The 18,636-nt window shown below is 26.2% G+C and carries 17 protein-coding genes; 13 read left to right on the top strand and 4 right to left on the bottom strand.

Annotated features, from left to right (window positions below):
- Positions 1 to 23: 23 nt before the first annotated feature.
- The 4 genes from fmt to HNP63_RS03940 are packed head-to-tail and all read right to left on the bottom strand — an operon-like array spanning position 24 to position 3,959.
- Complete coding sequence (gene fmt, locus HNP63_RS03955; protein ID WP_011600809.1) at positions 24 to 971, bottom strand: methionyl-tRNA formyltransferase; 948 nt, start codon at positions 969 to 971, stop codon at positions 24 to 26.
- Positions 968 to 1,465, bottom strand: coding sequence for a peptide deformylase (gene def, locus HNP63_RS03950; RefSeq protein ID WP_015055280.1), 498 nt, complete (start codon positions 1,463 to 1,465; stop codon positions 968 to 970). Before def ends, fmt begins: the two co-directional genes overlap by 4 nt.
- A gap of 32 nt (positions 1,466 to 1,497) precedes the next feature.
- Complete coding sequence (locus HNP63_RS03945) at positions 1,498 to 2,184, bottom strand: hypothetical protein (RefSeq protein ID WP_004790198.1); 687 nt, start codon at positions 2,182 to 2,184, stop codon at positions 1,498 to 1,500.
- Positions 2,181 to 3,959, bottom strand: coding sequence for an aminopeptidase P family protein (locus HNP63_RS03940; RefSeq protein WP_183227258.1), 1,779 nt, complete (start codon positions 3,957 to 3,959; stop codon positions 2,181 to 2,183). The genes HNP63_RS03945 and HNP63_RS03940 overlap by 4 nt, the downstream gene beginning before the upstream one ends.
- A 114-nt stretch (positions 3,960 to 4,073) precedes the next feature.
- Between HNP63_RS03940 and HNP63_RS03935 the strand changes: the two genes are divergently transcribed.
- The 13 genes from HNP63_RS03935 to HNP63_RS03875 all read left to right on the top strand — a co-directional run bounded on the left by HNP63_RS03935 (position 4,074) and on the right by HNP63_RS03875 (position 18,630).
- A complete protein-coding gene (locus tag HNP63_RS03935) occupies positions 4,074 to 4,982 on the top strand; it encodes an HAD family hydrolase (protein ID WP_011600814.1) in 909 nt (302 codons plus the stop codon).
- Complete coding sequence (locus HNP63_RS03930) at positions 4,967 to 6,205, top strand: aminopeptidase (RefSeq protein WP_011600815.1); 1,239 nt, start codon at positions 4,967 to 4,969, stop codon at positions 6,203 to 6,205. The genes HNP63_RS03935 and HNP63_RS03930 overlap by 16 nt, the downstream gene beginning before the upstream one ends.
- 14 nt (positions 6,206 to 6,219) lie before the next feature.
- Complete coding sequence (locus HNP63_RS03925) at positions 6,220 to 6,681, top strand: divergent PAP2 family protein (RefSeq protein ID WP_004790747.1); 462 nt, start codon at positions 6,220 to 6,222, stop codon at positions 6,679 to 6,681.
- Positions 6,682 to 6,697: 16 nt separating this feature from the next.
- Positions 6,698 to 8,170, top strand: coding sequence for a hypothetical protein (locus tag HNP63_RS03920; RefSeq protein WP_011600816.1), 1,473 nt, complete (start codon positions 6,698 to 6,700; stop codon positions 8,168 to 8,170).
- A gap of 7 nt (positions 8,171 to 8,177) precedes the next feature.
- The gene (locus HNP63_RS03915; RefSeq protein ID WP_183227256.1) at positions 8,178 to 10,496 is read left to right on the top strand and encodes an RnfABCDGE type electron transport complex subunit D; all 2,319 of its coding nucleotides are present in this window, start codon (positions 8,178 to 8,180) and stop codon (positions 10,494 to 10,496) included.
- Entirely contained in the window at positions 10,493 to 11,053 is a 561-nt protein-coding gene (locus HNP63_RS03910; RefSeq protein WP_004790555.1) for a hypothetical protein, read from the top strand. The genes HNP63_RS03915 and HNP63_RS03910 overlap by 4 nt, the downstream gene beginning before the upstream one ends.
- A gap of 15 nt (positions 11,054 to 11,068) precedes the next feature.
- Positions 11,069 to 12,146, top strand: a protein-coding gene (gene prfB, locus HNP63_RS03905; RefSeq protein WP_150119844.1) for a peptide chain release factor 2 whose coding sequence is annotated in 2 segments (ribosomal slippage) — positions 11,069 to 11,125 and positions 11,127 to 12,146 — 1,077 coding nt in all. Because the reading frame shifts where the segments join, the coding sequence is not laid out codon by codon here.
- Positions 12,128 to 13,537 (top strand): hypothetical protein, encoded by a 1,410-nt coding sequence (locus tag HNP63_RS03900; RefSeq protein ID WP_183227254.1) that lies wholly within the window; start codon positions 12,128 to 12,130, stop codon positions 13,535 to 13,537. Before prfB ends, HNP63_RS03900 begins: the two co-directional genes overlap by 19 nt.
- Before the next feature lie 36 nt (positions 13,538 to 13,573).
- Positions 13,574 to 14,419 (top strand): signal recognition particle-docking protein FtsY, encoded by an 846-nt coding sequence (gene ftsY / locus HNP63_RS03895; RefSeq protein ID WP_044052109.1) that lies wholly within the window; start codon positions 13,574 to 13,576, stop codon positions 14,417 to 14,419.
- A complete protein-coding gene (locus tag HNP63_RS03890; protein ID WP_004790749.1) occupies positions 14,416 to 15,444 on the top strand; it encodes a hypothetical protein in 1,029 nt (342 codons plus the stop codon). The genes ftsY and HNP63_RS03890 overlap by 4 nt, the downstream gene beginning before the upstream one ends.
- Positions 15,445 to 16,698 carry an ABC transporter permease gene (locus HNP63_RS03885; RefSeq protein ID WP_004790409.1) on the top strand — a complete coding sequence of 418 codons (1,254 nt, stop codon included), beginning with the start codon at positions 15,445 to 15,447 and terminating at the stop codon, positions 16,696 to 16,698.
- A 1-nt stretch (position 16,699) separates the two neighbouring features.
- Entirely contained in the window at positions 16,700 to 17,380 is a 681-nt protein-coding gene (locus tag HNP63_RS03880) for an ABC transporter ATP-binding protein (protein ID WP_004790318.1), read from the top strand.
- Positions 17,377 to 18,630 carry an ABC transporter permease gene (locus tag HNP63_RS03875; RefSeq protein WP_004790267.1) on the top strand — a complete coding sequence of 418 codons (1,254 nt, stop codon included), beginning with the start codon at positions 17,377 to 17,379 and terminating at the stop codon, positions 18,628 to 18,630. The genes HNP63_RS03880 and HNP63_RS03875 overlap by 4 nt, the downstream gene beginning before the upstream one ends.
- The last annotated feature ends 6 nt before the right edge of the window (positions 18,631 to 18,636 follow it).

The following is an 18,636-nucleotide window of genomic DNA, read 5'->3' as shown; positions in this document are numbered from 1 at the left end:
CTAGATTGTCATTATTATTAAAACTAATATACCCCTCCTATTGAAGAAAACACTTGTCCTATTAGCTGTCTGCTCCCATTATAAAAAGACTTATAATCTAAAACCCTTCTTCCGGGCCTTTGAACTTCTAAAAGCAAAAGAATCCCTTCTCCGGTATTAACAAATAATCCTTTTTCAGAATCAAAATCAACAATTTCTCCTACTTTTTTCTCTTTATATAAATCTATTTTCAAAAAATCAGCACGATGAAAAATAATATCGCCATAATCAAGCCTAGCTCTTGCAAGTGGCCAAGGATTGCATGCATTAATTCTGTTTTTAATCTCAAATGCACTTAAATTAAAATCTACAAATCCCGATTCTTTTTTAAAAAAAGAACAAAAAGTGGCTTCACTCGATTTTTGAGGAATTCCCAAAAACCCCTTGCCAATTTTTTCCAAAGCTTCTAAAACAAGGTTTGGACTAAGACTTGATACAAGTTTTGAAATATCATAACTTGTATCACAAGATTTTATTTTAAAATTTTTCTGCACTAAAATATTTCCACTATCCATTTTCAAAGCCATATTCTGAATAGTAATACCGCTAACACAATCGCCATTTAAAATTGCAGATTGAATAGGAGAAACACCTCTATATTTGGGCAAAAGAGAAGGATGAACATTGATACATCCTTTTGGGAAAATATCTAAAAATTCTTTTTTAAAGATCTTGCCATAAGAAAAAACTAACATTAAATCCGGATTCAAATCCCTAATTAAATTTAATATATTATCATCAAGAATCAAGGGATCAAAAACTTTAATATTCTTAGCAATAGCTTCTAACTTTATTACATTTTGACTTAACTTTTGTCCTCTACCTTTAGGTTTATCGGGCAAGGTCAAAACTCCCACCACTTCATAATGCTTTACAATCTCCTTGAAAACCTCTAAAGCAATAGAAGAAGAACTTACAAAAAATATTTTCATTTTGCCTTAAGACCTCTTTCTCTCATATAAGGCTTTAATAATTTATTTTTTATCCTTTCTTCGTAATAATCAATAAAAAGAACTCCATTCAAATGATCCATTTCATGCTGAATAATTCTTGCCAAAAAATCAGAATTTTCTATAGTAAAAGATTTTTCATTCTCGTCATAAAAATTTATCACAATACCCTTAGGCCTCATTAAATCATAATAAACTCCCGGTATACTTAAACACCCTTCTTTGTAAGAATTAAGCTCATAAGAAGTTTCTGTGATTACAGGATTAATAAAAACCAAAGGCTTTGCCATTTTATTCTCTCTAACTACGAAAATCGACAAATCAAGGCCTACTTGGGGAGCAGCCAGTCCAACTCCACCACTAATATCCATCAATTCTATCATCTTTTTTGCATAATCTCTAATTTTATTATCAATATTATCGATTTGTTTTGTCTTAACGCGAAGTAAATCATTAGGATAAAATACCATTTCCATAAAAGCTCATTCCCCCTTCAAACAAAAAACACTTATTTTATTTTTCCAAAAAGCTTCCACTCCTCATTTCCCAATAACGAAAAATAGATATTGCCAACCCTGGACTTAGGAATAGCATAAAGCTTGTTCTCATCAATATCTTTAAAAACTAAAAATTCTTTAAGTTCTGTATCAAAAAGAATAAGCTTTCTGTCTTTACCATAAGACTTTAATCGCCAATCACCTTTTAATGTTTTATAAAAAAAGATCTTCTCATCAAGAGTATTAATTTCATAATTTCTTTGCTTTTTTAAAACACTTGTTGATTTTATAGCCCCCATAACATAGCTTAAAAAATCTTTATCAAATTGAATGTTGTTTAAAACAGTTCCCACATAAGCTGCCTTTATTTGCTCATTATTAGAATCCACAAAAAAAACAGTTGGACTTTTTTGCAGATTAATTTTATTAAAAATTTCATTATCCTTATCAATAACTAAAAAAACATTTTTTTTAGATACCGTATGAATAATTTCATCATTTTTAAAAGAATTTAAAAAATCTTTTATTAAATTTTCTTTAATATCTCTGCCAACCAAAATTAAAACATTTTTACCCAATTTTTGGGCTTTTTTAATTGCGATCTCATAAGAACTCTCAAAAATAATATCTTGCGACAAAGAAAACAAGTCTGAAAATCCTTGATTTAAAATTATTAAAAATGCAATTATAAATCTCATATTTTACTTGTCAGCTTTGCTAAAAATTCCAACTCTCCTTCATCATCAAAATGCTCTTTTAAAGCTAAAAACACATATTCATGATAATTATTAACATAATTTAACTCGTCTTCTGAGAGCATCTCTTTTACTATCAATTCTTTTTCAAAAGGAACAAGAGTTAAATTCTCAAACTCTAAAAAAGATCCAAAATCATTTGTAAAAGCTTGCCTTACAAAAACTAAATTTTCAATCCTTATCCCATGGCTAAATGTTCGATAAAGACCAGGCTCAATTGAAACCACCTCAGATCCTTTAAAAAGATAACTGGAATTGGGACTAATCGAAACTGGAAGCTCATGAACATTAAGAAAAAACCCAACACCGTGCCCAGTGCCATGAATAAAATTCAACCCATTTTTTAAAAGCGGCAATCTACAAATTCCATCAAGAAAAGCCCCTGAAGATCCATATGGAAACTTTAAAGAAGCAAGACTAATGAAAGCCTTAAGAACCAAAGTATAGTCACGCTTTTCTTCACTAGAAGCACTCCCTATTAGAAAAACTCTTGTAACATCCGTCGTACCAAGTCCAAAATACGAGCCTCCAGAATCAATCAAAAGAAGGCCCTTGGTATTTATTTTTTTGCCTTTTTTGGGCTTATAATGCGGAAGAGCTCCGTTCTCTTTAAAACCAACTATTGAATCAAAACTAGAACTAAAAAATTCTTTATTCAACTCCCTAAAATGCAAAAGCATATCAGCAATGTCTATTTCATCCAATTCAGCCAATTCAACCTTACTCAGACTTTTAAACTTACATAAAAATTTAATCAAACCAATAGCATCAATAACATGCGCTTCTTTCATCTTAAGAATTTCATAATCGGTTTTTATGGCCTTAAGATTGCCTATAATGCTCTCTCCAAAAATGATATTAGTCTCACCAAGAACTTTTAAAACCTTGACATTAGTATAAAATGAAACAAAAAATTTACCTTCATGCTTTATCCGATCCAGAAAACAGTAAAAATCACTATAGGGCTCTATTTCAAAATTCTCCATTTCAAGTGTTTCTTTAACACCCAAATCAAGTTTTTTTGTATCAATAAAAAGAACGTTTTTTCGATCTTTATTCCTAGATATTAAAAGAAACGAATAAAACAATGCTGACTTTTTAACATCTGACCCTCTTAAATTCAATATCCAAGCAATCTCATCAAGAGCAGTAATAACATAAAAATCTGCCAAATTCTTTTCTAAGAAAAAACAAATAGACTTAATTTTTTCAACTCTTTTATTATTTTTTTCAACATCAATTAATTCAACTATATGACTAAACTCAATCTGAGGTCTGGATTTCCAAATTAAATCAATTAGATCTTGATTTAAAACCTTGATATGTGTATTTTTACATTTTTCACACAACTCTTGATAAAACTTTATGCTAATCTCATCAGAGTAAATTCCAAGCTTTAATCCTTGTAAATTTAAATTTATATACGTAAAAACATCAGGAGATCCTTTTACTCCAAGCTTTATTAATGAAACTTCAGTTCCCTTAAGTTCTTGATCGGCCTGCAAAAAGTACCTACCGTCCGTGAAAAGAACAGCTTGGGATAATGTTACAATTACCGTACCAAAACTACCAGAAAAGCCTGTAATAAACTTGCGAGTACTATACCTTTCATGGGAATATTCACTAAAATGAGGGTCATATCCTGCTACCAAATAAGCATCAACCCCATTTTCCTTCATATGCTCTCTAAGCAAATCCAATCTTTTATTAATATCCAAAAAAATCCCCTTTATAAAACCCTATTAATACAATTATACCAAATAATTATCAATTTAAAAAAAAAAAATTATTTGATATAATTTAGCTTGAAATTTACTCCTAAAGGATAAAATATGAAAAATATTAAAGCGGTTGCCTCTGATCTTGATGGCACTCTTTTGCTATCAAAAAGCTATATTGGAGCCTTTACAGAACTTGTAATTAAAAAATTAACAAAAGAAAAAAAGAAATTCATAATAGCAACAGGAAGAAGCAAAAATGAAATCATTCAAATTACAAAAAACACAGATCAACTGCAAGTTACATTTTTCATTACATTAAACGGAGCAAAAGTTTACAACCAAGATTGGAGATTAATAAAAAGTCATAATTTATCTCCTGAAGTAGTAAAGAAGATTTTAAGTTTAAGAGATGAGAAGTTTAGCCACATACCTCATTTTTTACATAAAGCAGATCAATACGACGACCAATTAAATATTGACATCAAGACTCAAATTGCAATTGATCAATTCCAAAAATTTAAAAAAGAATCTAATGTCTTTAGACATGAAATAATTAGTCCAATTAATAAAATTCAAGAAATTAAAGACTTTAGCGAGCTTGAAAATTTTGAAAATGTTGCAAAAATAATATTAGCTGGCAGAGAAGAGAGCCTAATAGAATATGAAGCAATGATTTTAGATAAATACAAAGGAGAAATAAATGCATACCTTTCTACTCCAAATTCATTAGAAATTGTAGACCATAAAGTTTCAAAAGGAAAGGCATTAAAAGAAGTTCTTAAAACTATTAATATTGATTTAAGCGAAACCATAGCTTTTGGTGATGGATTTAATGATACTGATATGCTAGAAAATGTAAAAAAGGGATTACTAATGGGAAATGCAAATTATAGATTAAAAGCAATGCTACCTTACTTAGAAGTAATAGGCACAAATGATGAAGAAGCTGTTGCAAATTACATTAATGAGAATGTTTTAGAAAACCCATTCAGGAGGAATAATAAATGGAAAAAGATTTAATAAAATATGCAGAACTTATAATTTTAAAAGGAATTAATTTACAAAAAAATCAATGTGTTTTAATTCAAGGTTCAATCGAAAATTACAATTTTTTGAAAATATTAGCAAAAAAAGCTTATGAATATGGAGCTAAGTATGTCAAGCTAAATATTAAAGATATTGATATTTTAAAATCAAGATTAAAATTTTCACAAGAGAAAAGCTTGGAATTTATTCCAAATGCCGAAAAAAGCTTTTTAGATGAAATGGTTCAAGATAAATGGGCAAGAATAAACGTCGATGATACAGAAAATTTTGAAGACTTGAAAGATAGCATAGGTCAAAAAATGTCAATTTATCAAAAAGCATTAAATCTGGCAAGTAAAACCTTATCACAAGCGATAATGAGCAACGAAATAGCTTGGTGCGTTGTTTGTTCACCAGGTCCAAAATGGGCTTCTAAAGTTTTAAATAAAAAAGATGGAAATAAAACTTTAGAAGAATTTTTTAAAATACAAAAGAGAATATTGTTACTTGATAGAGAAAATCCAATAAAAGAATGGGAATCCCATGGAAAAAAACTTCACAAAAGATGTGAAATATTAAATGAACTTAACCTAGAAAAAGTAATTTTTAAAAACGAAAAAACAAACTTGGAAGTATATCTACTTGAAACTTCTCTATGGACAGGTGGAAGCGAAAAAGTCAAAGGAACAGAAATAGAATTCAATGCCAATATGCCAACAGAAGAGGTTTTTACAACTCCAAACTATAAAAAAACAAAAGGCATTGTATATGCTACCCGCCCTGTCATGGTGCTTGGCACCCTAATATCTGGAATATGGTTAAAATTTGAAAATGGAAAAGTCGTTGATTTTGGATGCAATGATGAGAAACAAAAAGAAATATTAAAATCACACATCGAAACCGACATTCAAGCAAAATATATAGGAGAAGTAGCACTAGTTGACAGCAGCTCCCCTATTTATCAAAGCAATCTTATTTTTTACAGCACATTATACGATGAGAATGCAAGTTGCCACATAGCACTCGGCGCTGCATACCCATCTTGTTTAAGCAATGAAGAAGATTTAAAAACCGACACTGATAAACTAGCTTACGGATGTAACGTTTCATTAATACATACAGATTTAATGATTGGAAGCGATGACTTGGACGTTATTGGTGTAGATAAAAATGGAAAAGAGTACACAATAATAAAAGCTGGTAAATTCGCAATATAAAGGGGGATTTAATAATGATAAGGGCATTGCTTACCAACGATCTTTTTTTATCTTGTCTTGTATCAGGAATTTCTGCGCAAGTAATTAAATATAGCATCCAAACCGTAAAAACAAGAAAGTTAAAACTAACTCCAACGCATCTTTTAAAAAAGATTTTTCTAGAAACAGGGGGCATGCCAAGCAGTCATTCATCAACAGTCACCGCTCTTGCAACCTCAATTGCACTAACTGAAGGAATAGGTACAAATTTTATAATAGCTCTTGCCTTTGCCCTTATTACAATAAGAGATTCTTTCGGCGTAAGATATATGTCTGGGGTTCAGGCAGAATATTTAAATGCATTATCAGAAAAATTAAAAAAAGAAATAAAAATTGACACAACAAAAATAAAAGTGGTCAAAGGACACAAAAAAAAAGAGGTTCTAACGGGCATAATAATAGGAATAGTCTCTGCATATATTGTATGTTATTTATAGCATAGGAAAAAAATAAATGGTACGTTTTTTAAGTTTTTTATGTTTAATTACAACAATGCCACTTATCAATTCCTGCGATATAGCTCAATTTGGAGATTACAACCCATTATACTTTACAACTGAAGCTGATCTAAAAACTGCTAATGAATATATAAATTCACTAGGGTTCAAAACAATTTCAGAATACACAACAAAAATTGACATTTTGGACTTTCCCGAAAATAAAAAAATCATAATAAATGAAATAAACAAACTTAATAATCTTGATCTAAGAAAAAATATATTTTTAAAAAAACTCCCCAATCTTTTCAATGTAGAAGATAAAAAACTTCTTTATGTTGAAAACAGGTTCAAAACTGTAAATTTTAAACAACTAAAAAAAGATCTCAATATTAATGTCGATATGCATTCTCTTGACTACAAAATAAAAATCAATTTCATTTTAAGCATAATATTTTTAATCATAATAATTTTATTAATTTTTTTAGACCCAACAAACTCTATATTTACTTTAATTTTTTTATTAATTTCATCTCTTACTTTTATAATAAGCAAAGAAATAATGTATTTTTATCCATTTACAGTTCTCTCCTATTTGTTATATTTAATAATCAATAATTTTAACAAAAATTACAATAAAATATATTTAAAAGAAATAAATTTTTTAACACTAATAACAAAAATAAAACACTTATTATTTTTGTTTATATTTACAACCTTATATTTCATTATAATCACAACATTTTTTACTACAAATATTGACCCCACTTTCATTGCATTTGTTGCAATGCCGGCCCTTTGCATTTTCCTAATTTTCAGCTGGATTAAAACAGAAAGCAATTTTAAAGATACATTTTTATTCCCGATCGAAATTAAAGAGAAAAAAAAAGACGAAAAAAAAGCTTTAAAATCAAAAATAGCAATACATCTGCTACTATTTATACTCTCATTAATGCCATTCACTTATTCAAGTTACATGCTAAACTCTTATAAAAACATCAACTACCTTTACAGTAAAAAATTAAATCATTTTGATTATTTAAATCCTAACAATATATACATAATGCTAGGATATAATAAAGACATACCTAATATTGTGGGGTATGTCTCCCATATTATTTATCAAAACGAACTAAAATACAATATTACCGCTAAATATGGAAAAATTCCTAAAAATATAAAAGAAAATTACTTTGATATCAAAAACGACAAGATAGAAATTAATCCTAAAACTGTTTACGAAGTAGACAAATCATTTATTGATGAAACTCTTAAAAAAGATCTTGCAAACCTGTTCTTAAAAAATAAAAACCCAATCTTAATATATAAAGAAAACAAAAATAATATCAACATAGATAAAAAAAATTCCAAAATGCTCTTCTTATTCTCTTTACCTTTATTTGTGTTGCTATTCCTATTTAAAGCAATAAGATTTACAATTCTTTTAAACATAAATGAAAAAACCTATAAAAAATATATTCAAGGATAAATAGCTAATGCTAAACTTAGAAAAAGTAAAAACAATTTTCAAAAAATATAATAAATACAAGATAAACATTGACGAGATTCAAATACCTGAGTATGCCCTAATACCCCTTGAAACAGAAAATTCAAAATCCATAATATATATAATTGAAAAACAAAAAATAGAAGAAAATCAAATTTTATCGAAAAATTCAAACATAGAACTATACACATACTCTCCAATATCTGGAATAGTAGAAAAAATATACACAGCCAACTTTCCAGATGGAAAAAAATTAAAATCAGCACTAATCAAATTTCAAGGAAAAATAAAAACTGAAAAAACCCCAATAGAAGATGAAATCTCAAGAGAAAAAACCCTGGCAAAATTAATTCAACTGGGAATTCCTTGGTTTAACGAAAATTCCTTATTTCAATTCATAAATAAATGTAAAAAAATAGACAAAATGATTTTATTAACAAACGGAAAAGATGTATTTACAAATATTTCAGAAGCACTGATGGCAGAAAAATTAGAAGATATTCTTTCAGGATTCCAAATAATCGACAAAATATTTAAATTCAAAGAAATAACAATAATATCAAATAAAGATAAACTTAAAAAAGAATTAGAAAATTTGAGTATTTTTAAAAACAGAAAAATAAAAATTAAATCTTTAGAAAATGAATATCCTTATACAAATCATGAAATGATAATGCACTTTTTATACAACAACAATAACACAAAAGATGATATAAACCCCCACAACAATATTTTATTAGCAAATATTGAAGATCTTTATAACACAAATCTTGTTATAAAAAACAACAATCCTTATAAAGAAAAATTTGTAGCTATAAATGGAAATAAAAAAATAAAAAGTAGAATACTGAAAGTAAAAATTGGAACTTCTTTTAGCCAAATAATAAATGAAAAAATTGATACAAAAAAATATGAATTTTTTTTAAACAACCCAGCCAACAACATAAAAATTGAAACATTAAACATACCAATAACAAGAGATATTTATAGCCTCACCATATTAAAAAAGAAATCAATATATGACAAAATTAGAGCATTGTTTATATCCAGTTTTTCCCCATTGCAAATGGAAAATATTATTTTTTCATATTTAAAGAATGAAAAAAAAGATGATAACAGTAAATTAAAAATATTTAAATATACAGACAAAGAAGTAGAAGAAGAAATACATAAAGTTCAAAAAGAAATTAAAGGCAAAATTCTAAATGAAAGCCTAATAAATGGGGTAATATATACTGAAAACAATTTAAAAGATATATACTTTATTATCATACTATCATTATTGCCTAGTCTAATATTTTCTTTCCTAAATAACACCAAATTCATGATAGACACTTTGCTGTTAATATTTATTAGTGTGGCAATCTATATGCCAATAATGCTAAAAATTAATTACAAATGTTTGTCTTTTTTCGTTTACAGTGCCTTAATGATAAGTATTATATTGCCTTTAAATTTAGAAATTACACTAAAAATAACCTCCTTGCTATTTACTTTTTTAGTATTCTTTTACTTTTTCAGGTTATCAACATTTTTAGCAAATCCTATATTAATTTCTTTTATGTTTTTTGTATTAAATTTTCCAGCAAGTTTTAAACAAACCTATCAAGAATCGCTTAAAAACTCAACATCAATAATTCCAACCTGGAGTAAAATAATTGACACAAATCCAGACATAAAAAATTTAAAAAGTTTGAATACCCTAACAAGATATGAAAACAAAAAAATCGATGCAATTGAAAACTTTGTAAATAAAAAAATTTTTTCCGTTTTCAATATAATTGTCACAAGATTTCATATTGAAAGTCTTTTAGGAGTTAATAATGAAAAAAAATTATCTCCAATCTTGCTTTATTTTGGACTCTTATTAATAATTGGCAAATATATAATTAACAAATTAATACCATTGTCATTTTATATAAGTTTAATGACAATCTCATACATAATGCATAATATGGGAGCCTTAAGTCACATCAGCTCAGATATGTTAACATTACTTATTTCTCCAATACCAATGCTCCTAATTTTTACAATTGCAACAGAAGTACAAATAACACCACATTTCAAATTTGAGCAAATACTCTACGGAACACTATTGGCATTTATATACTTTTTAACATTAAGCTATATTCCTTTTGAAACTTTATCGGTTATAATATCTATTTTTATTTTACAAGCAAGCTCAAACTTAATAAAAAAATACAGTTTAACCTTTAAAATTAAAAAAATAATACATTTTTGGAAAACAAATAAAGAAAAAGCACTTAAAACCCCTTTTAAAAATGAAAAGGATATAATAAAACTATGATTAATAATTTGATTACATGCTTGATTATTAACAACTTAACTTTAATACACTTTGTTGGATTTGAGGACATAAAAATAAAAAATAATGTAATCTTAATTAAAAAATATGTCCTAATAACAATTACCTCCTTATTAATATATTCAATATCATTTTATTTTTATAAACTGCTTGCAAAGAACAATTTATTATTCTTAATGCCAATTTTTTATGTAATTTTAATTTACATGTTGATATTATTATTTAAAGTAATAAATGATATATTTATTGTTTACAACAGAAAATCAAATTATTCAAACGATTTTATGCTTTCAAATAGCAGCTTAATTGCAATAACATTTTTTGCGCTTGATAAGAACAACGGATTTTTTGAAGGATTAGAAATACTTATTCTGTCTGCACTTGGCATACTAGTAGCTTTAATATTAATAACATCGATAAAAAAAAACTTTGATAAAAACCCTAAAATCAATATATTAGAAAACGAACCAATATATTTTTTTATAATGTTTATTTTATCTTTAATTCCAAATATAATTATATTAATATACAATCAATAATAGCGAGAAATAAAAATGAAAGAAAAAATAAATACATTGTTTAAACAAGCCGAAGACATTTGGAGGAAACTTTGACAAAAAAGAAATTCAAGCTAAAATCGAAAAATATGAGAAAGAAATAAACCAGAAAAATTTTTGGAATGACCCTAAAAGAGCCCAAGAAGTTATTAAAGCTCAAAGTATCTTAAAAAACAAAATTGATCCATGGGTAGGGCTAATCAACAAAATCAAAGACTTAAGCGATCTGTGTGAGATTATTGAAAATGAAAAAGATATTAGTAGCTTGGAAATCGAATTTAATGTACTTGAAAAACAGTACAAAGATTTACTCACAATTTCTTACTTTAAAGAAGAACTTGACGCAAATGACGCTTTTTTAACTATTCATTCTGGTGCTGGAGGCACTGAAGCATGTGACTGGGTTGCAATGCTTTACAGAATGTATTCAAGATATGCTGAGAGAAAAAAATACAAAACAGAACTTATTGATTTGCTTGAAGCAGAAGGTGGAATCAAATCTGTTACAATAGAAATCAAAGGTGAATATGCTTATGGACTGTTAAAAAGTGAGGTCGGGATACATCGTCTTATAAGAATTTCTCCGTTTGATGCTGCTAAAAAAAGACATACCTCTTTTGCATCGGTATTTATTGACCCTGTTATTGATGAAAAAATAGAAATAATAATCAAACCAGAAGATATAAGAATTGATACATACAGAGCATCGGGAGCCGGAGGACAACATGTCAACAAAACATCTTCTGCTGTAAGAATAACTCACATTGAAACAGGAATAGTCACTCAATCCCAAAGCGACCGAAGTCAACACAAAAACAAAGATATGGCAATGAAAGTTTTAAAATCAAGACTTTACGAATACTATAAGAATAAAGAAGATGAAAAAAACAAATCCAAGCAAGACACAAAAAAAGAAATTTCTTGGGGCAACCAAATAAGATCTTACGTATTTCAGCCTTACAATTTGGTAAAAGATCATAGAACAAAATTTGAAAATTCAAACATCACTTCGGTTATGGACGGCAATATAGATAATTTCATAGAAGAGTATTTAAAATGGAAAAGCTTAAACTAACACTAGTAATACCGTTACTAATTTTTACAATATACAAAATACATTCTCAAGGTAATATCGAATACAACTTTTCTTATATCATTAATACAAAAAAAGAAAATATTGACCTTAAAAAAGGCATTGAAAAACAATTGGACAAAATCTATGACAAAATAACAGAACATATCGTAGACAATGATGACAAGAATATCATTGAAGATATTTATATAAATCAAGATATAATAAAAACAGAAATTGAAATTAGCAAATTAAAAAACGAAATGGATAAAAAAAAACTGCAAAACATAATAACCGCAAAAGAAAAACATGACACAAAAACCAAAATTGATGAGCTTAAAAAAAATATTGAAAACATTAACAGCAAAAAAAAAAGATTTGCAGAATATCTTAACAATCTAAACAAACTAAAAGTAAAACATAAAAAAATCAAAGAACAAACAAATATCTCAAATTTCAATAAAGAATTTTTCATAAGAGAAGAATTATTTTTTATTAACTATATTGACCTGAAAAAAATAGAAAATTATTATTTACTAGAAATTAGCAACATCACTCCTGAAAAAATTGAGAGCAAAAAAGAAGTATTTAAAACATCATCTTCTGTTAATGAAATTGCAGATACAATCACAAAACACAGTTTCAAAGAAATATTAGGCAGAGAATTTTTAAAAATCAACATTAACGTTAAAAACAACCCCGATGCAAAAATCTATATCAATGAAAAATTTGTTTCAAAAGGAATCTATTACGATAATATTTTTGACATTTCAAAAATCCCAAACAAAGAAATTGAAATACAAATCACAAGTACAAATTTCGAAAACTACTCTATTAAAAAAAAGGTAAAAAATGCAGATTCAATAATATTAAATATTAACCTAAAAAGAACAATCTCTAAAAAAGTAGAGATTACAAGCAATGTAAAATCTAAGGTTTTTAAAAAAGGCATATTTATGGGAGAAACCCCAATTGAAATTGAAAAACCAGAAAATCAAGACATCATTTTGCTTAAATCTGAAGGATATAAAGATAAATTCAAGCTAATAAATAAAGAAGAAGATCAAGTAAATATAGAAATGATAAAAACTAGTAAAAATAGACTTAGCAATACAAGAGATAAATTTTATATTAATCTGGCTGTTTTTACATTAAGCACAATAGGAACCATTTTTGCAGGAACATTACTTAACAATTCCGAAGCACTTTACAAAATAACTGGCAATCACTTTATCAACAAAAATTTAACAGCTGGGGATGTTTATATGGCAAAAGCAGAACAAATGACTGCAACATTTCTATTTGGAGCAGGCATCACTTTAACTATTGGCAGCTTTATTTCATTAATAACTCATTTAGTAGAATATATTAAAGAAGCAAATCTAGGAGAATAGATTTAACAATTAAAAACAAAATAGGAGAACAAACTTTTGGGCATTTTTAAAAAAATAAAAAATTTATTTAAAAACAAAGAACAAGAAAATGTTATTGAAAACTTAGAAGACATTTTATTAGAATCAGACATTAATAATGAAATTGTAATAGAAATAATAAACAAATTAACAAAAGAAAAAAATAAAAACGAAAAAACTATTATTGAAAAACTAAAAGAACTTTTAAGTGATTATATCAACACAAAAAAATTTACTCTAGAAAATAATAAATTAAACATTTTGTTAATAGTTGGTATAAATGGAATTGGAAAAACATCAAGCATAGCAAAACTTGCAAATAAATTAAAAAATGAAGGTAAAAATATATTAATATCAGCTGCTGATACATTTAGAGCAGCCGCAATTGAACAAATGAAAATTTATGGCGAACAAATCGGAATCAGAATAATATCTCAAAACCAAGGAAGCGATCCATCAGCTGTAATATTCGACAGCATCTCAAGCGCTAAACTTAAAAATTACGATGCATTAATTATTGATACAGCCGGAAGATTACAAAATAAAGAAAATTTAATAAAAGAGCTTCAAAAAATAAACAATGTAATATTAAAGCAAATAAAAAACACCAATATAAACTATCAAAAAATACTTGTAATCGATTCTACTATTGGGAAAAATACAAATAGCCAAGCAGAAATTTTTAATAAAGCAATAGAAATAGACGGAATAATAATCACAAAACTTGATTCATCCTCCCGAGCAGGTGCAATAATAAATATTTCAAAAATTCTTAAAAAACCTATATACTTTACTACATTTGGAGAAAAACTAGAAGACATTAAAGAATTTGATATCAATGAATATCTTAATAAATTGCTATGAAAAAAAACCAATTAATACTTCTTCTATTTATACCACAAATTATTTATGCAAAAAGCTATTTTGCATCCGATGTATTTTTCAATAAATACCAAAAATTAAACGAAAAACCAAAAACGGGATTTTACATTGAATATTATTTTATTGATGATATTGAAAAACTCTACTTATATAAAGAAAATAATTTAATAAAATACAAGACAATTCAAATCATAGAAAACACAAGAAAAATCACATATTATGATACAAAAGATACAAAAAGAAAAGAAGAAATTTACGACAATTTAAATAATAAAATACAAGAAATTGAATATGGCAACAAAGGAAAAATTCTTGAAACAGTAAATTACTATTATGAAAACGGCAACTTAATATCCAAAAATTTAAAAACCAAAAACCAAAAACCAAAATCAATCTATTATTCTAAAGATGAAAATGGCAAATTACTAAAAATAACAGGATCGGATTTTCAAATTTGGAACTATGGAATTAATGGCGACATAAAATCTACATATTTTGACATCAAAAAATCAACAACAAAAGTGATAAAATATGACGACAAAAAAAGAAGTTTAGACAGCGCAATAATTGTTAATAATAAAATAAAATCTAAAGAAAAAAACCAATATTTAGATGAACAAAAAACAGTAAATATTTTTGAAGAAGAAAATTCAAAAATTATATCTACCTATCAAGGAAACAACCTAATTAAAGAAGAGATATATAAAAATAATGAACTTATAAAAATAAATGATTTTCAATACAACTCATCTGATATGATGATTCTTCAAAGCACTAAAGAAAAGGATAAAGACCAATACACCAATACTAAAATTGAATATGAATATAACCAAGACAACCAATTAAAAAGCAAAAAAATTTATGAAAACGATACAATTTATCTAAAAACCGAATACCACAATGATAATGAATATGAAGAAGAAATTTACTACAATAAAACCCCCGCTCTTAGAGTAAAACACAAAAATGGAAAAGTCACCGAAGAAAAACCAATAGGAACAAATTAAATGGGTATAAGAAATTTTTTGCTTAAAAGATTAATACTGGAAGAAAAAAATAGCCTGGCTCTCACAATTGTAATAATATTAAGTATTGCTTTAGGTGAAATAATAATTATCCTAACAATATCAATCATGAATGGTTTTCAAAACGATTTTTTCCTTAGCATTACAAATGTAGAAAGTGGAAATTTAAAAATAGAAAATGAACTTACTCAAGAAGAACTCAAGAAAATTAAAAAGATTGAGGGAATAAACCATATAAATAAAATGTACGAAACACAAGGTATTGGAATTCAAAATTATTATTATCCAACTATTTTGAATATCATTGCAATTGATATTCAAGATCTTAAAAAAGACCAAAATTTTATTTCATTTACAGGCCTTGAAAAAGCTGAATTGGATCTTAAAGACAATGAAATCATTATTGGAAATATACTCTCTTACAATTTCAACTTATTCGAAAATGACGACTTAGGATTAATAATCATTGATGAAATAAAAAACTTTATATCATTAGAAAATGATATAAAAAACTTTAAAATAAAATCAATTTTCAAAAGTAATTATGCAAAAATAAATGAAACTTTAATTTTTATGAATATAGACTATTTTATTAAAAATAAAGTTTTACGTAATTCTAGCATTAATTACCAAATAAAAACAACTAATTTAAATCCAAGCAATAAATTAATTGAAAAAATCAAAGCTATTAATCCAAAAATTAAAGTAAAAACTTGGAATGAATACAATAAAGAATTCTATAAAACATTAAAAATAGAACGAAATACAATGTTAATTATTTTAGCAAGCATTTTCATTGTTATTGCCGTTAATTCATATTATCTACAAAAAAGAATAATAATAAACAAAAATAAAGCTATTTCAATACTATTAGCCATGGGGCTTAGAATAAAAAAAATAAAACAAATTTTTATTATTCACTCAATAATAATCTGCACCATAGGGGGACTTCTTGGTTTGATACTGGGGATTTCAATTTCTTTGAATATAAATGAAATTTTAAAAATAATTGACAATCTGGTAAACACTTTAATAAATTTTCTAAATCAAATATTTGCTTTAGAAATAGAAGGCATTAAAATACAAATAGTAAAAAATATAATTACTCCTAAATTATTTTTAAGCGATTTAGCATTTACTTTCTGTTTTGCATGCTTTTCTACAATATATTCAAGCATGAAAGCAACAAAAAAAATTGGAAGTCAAAAAAACATTGAAACTATAAATGGATCTTAAAATGGAAAATATATTAATTATAAAAAATCTTTGTAAAGCATACAAAAAAAATAAAACAAAAATTCAAGTAATAGAAAATTTAAACTTAACTGTAACAAAAGGTGAATTTATTTCAATCCAGGGAAAAAGTGGTTGTGGAAAATCAACTCTTTTTAATATGATTTCAGGAATTGATAAAATAGATTCTGGAGAGATAATATCGTGTGGAATATATTTGAAAAATGCCAATGAAAAAACATTAAGTTTGTATAAAAACAAACAAATAGGCTTGGTATTCCAAAATTATAACTTAATAAATGAGTTTAATGTAATTGAAAATATAATTCTACCTAAAATTATCTCAGGCCAAGAAACAAAGAACACAATAAATAAAAAAGCTCTAGATCTAATGAAAATACTAAAAATAGAAAACAGAGCAAAACATTATCCTTCAGAGCTCTCAGGAGGCGAATCACAAAGGGTTGCTATTGCTAGAGCGTTAATCAATGAACCTAATATAATCTTGTGTGATGAACCTACGGGAAATTTAGACTTAAGTACAGCTAAAACTGTAGAAAATCTACTCATCAATACAGCAAAAAATTTTAAAAAAACCTTAATACTAGTTAGTCATAATCCGCAATTTGCAAACAAAGCAGATTCAAAATATGAATTCAAAGATAGGACATTAAAAAAACTATGATGCTTTTAAAGCTAACAGAAATTACAAAAATTGCGTATATAATTTTTAAAAATTCAACAAATAAAATAGCTTTAATAGGTTCTGGAATATCATTAAGTTTAGTAATGATCCCATTAATTATTGTCTACTATATGTCTAGTAATATTATGACTTCTACTATTAATAAATATATTGAAAGTGAAGGATTTTCCACGCAAATAGAATATAATGACACAAATAAAACTCATCAACTAAAAGACAGATTAGACTCATTTAAAAAAAAATATAATTACAAAGATTTAAATTATTTTTTTGAGAAAAGAACTTATGGAATTATTGGAAATAATAAAAAACAAGGTGTATTAATAAGAGCAATAGAAAATAAATTCATATTGGAAAACAAATCAATAAAATTACTACAAGGTGCTAAAAATTTAAAAAAGGATTCCATACTCATTTCAAATCAAATAAAAAATAAACTTAATTTAAATCTCAATGAAAAAATTGACATTTTGATTCCAAATACAAAAAACAATAAAATAATGCCCAGAATAAAAAAGTTTAATATCTCAGGAATAATTGAAACCGGACTAAAAGATATTGATAATAATTTGGTGTTAATTTCTTTTGAAAACGAAAATTTAATGTCAAAAAAGTTTTCAAAAAGCATAATTGGAGTTGAAACAAGTTCAAATTCCATAAAAAACAATGAAATCTTGAAGCAGAATTTAGAAACTGAATTTAAAGAATTCCAAATAAAAACATTCTATGAACTTTACTTAAATAAATACAATAATCTAGATATAAGTAAAAAACTTTTAATATTCATTATGGCTTTGATTATAATATTTGCAAGTATCAATATATCCTCGTCCCTTTCAATGCTTATTTTTGAAAATAAAAAGAAAATTGCAATACTAAAATCAATTGGAATGAATAATTTAAATATAAAAATAATATTTCTTTTGATATCGCTCACATTAAGCACCACCTTTTGTGGAATTGGAATAATAATTGGAAATTATTTAACACTTAAAATATCTTATTTAATAAACTTTGTTGATAATGTTTTAAACTTTTTTTTAAAAATATTTGGAGAAGAATATTCTGAAATATTAAACTCAGAATATTACGTATCTGAATTTCAAATACATTTAAGCTTAAGCTTTAGCTTAACACTTCTTGGCTTATATATGCTAATAAGCATTTTAACTACAATGATTCCGCTTAACATTATCTCCAATCTAAAAGAAAAAGAAATCTTGAGATAGTTTTAA

The sequence above is a fragment of the Borreliella afzelii genome, assembly GCF_014202295.1.
In the GTDB taxonomy this organism is placed as follows: Bacteria; Spirochaetota; Spirochaetia; order Borreliales; family Borreliaceae; genus Borreliella; species Borreliella afzelii.
The sequence above is the reverse complement of the archived record's forward strand: the minus strand, read 5'-3'. Positions and strand labels throughout refer to the sequence as shown.

What these genes read in the sequence shown, in the direction of transcription:
- fmt (WP_011600809.1), bottom strand. Translation starts at nt 971, where the DNA reads ATGAAAATATTTTTTGTAAGTTCTTCTTCTATTGCTTTAGAGGTTTTC.
- def (WP_015055280.1), bottom strand. Translation starts at nt 1,465, where the DNA reads ATGGAAATGGTATTTTATCCTAATGATTTACTTCGCGTTAAGACAAAA.
- HNP63_RS03945 (WP_004790198.1), bottom strand. Translation starts at nt 2,184, where the DNA reads ATGAGATTTATAATTGCATTTTTAATAATTTTAAATCAAGGATTTTCA.
- HNP63_RS03935 (WP_011600814.1), top strand. Translation starts at nt 4,074, where the DNA reads ATGAAAAATATTAAAGCGGTTGCCTCTGATCTTGATGGCACTCTTTTG.
- HNP63_RS03930 (WP_011600815.1), top strand. Translation starts at nt 4,967, where the DNA reads ATGGAAAAAGATTTAATAAAATATGCAGAACTTATAATTTTAAAAGGA.
- HNP63_RS03925 (WP_004790747.1), top strand. Translation starts at nt 6,220, where the DNA reads ATGATAAGGGCATTGCTTACCAACGATCTTTTTTTATCTTGTCTTGTA.
- HNP63_RS03920 (WP_011600816.1), top strand. Translation starts at nt 6,698, where the DNA reads ATGGTACGTTTTTTAAGTTTTTTATGTTTAATTACAACAATGCCACTT.
- HNP63_RS03915 (WP_183227256.1), top strand. Translation starts at nt 8,178, where the DNA reads ATGCTAAACTTAGAAAAAGTAAAAACAATTTTCAAAAAATATAATAAA.
- HNP63_RS03910 (WP_004790555.1), top strand. Translation starts at nt 10,493, where the DNA reads ATGATTAATAATTTGATTACATGCTTGATTATTAACAACTTAACTTTA.
- HNP63_RS03900 (WP_183227254.1), top strand. Translation starts at nt 12,128, where the DNA reads ATGGAAAAGCTTAAACTAACACTAGTAATACCGTTACTAATTTTTACA.
- HNP63_RS03890 (WP_004790749.1), top strand. Translation starts at nt 14,416, where the DNA reads ATGAAAAAAAACCAATTAATACTTCTTCTATTTATACCACAAATTATT.
- HNP63_RS03885 (WP_004790409.1), top strand. Translation starts at nt 15,445, where the DNA reads ATGGGTATAAGAAATTTTTTGCTTAAAAGATTAATACTGGAAGAAAAA.
- HNP63_RS03880 (WP_004790318.1), top strand. Translation starts at nt 16,700, where the DNA reads ATGGAAAATATATTAATTATAAAAAATCTTTGTAAAGCATACAAAAAA.
- HNP63_RS03875 (WP_004790267.1), top strand. Translation starts at nt 17,377, where the DNA reads ATGATGCTTTTAAAGCTAACAGAAATTACAAAAATTGCGTATATAATT.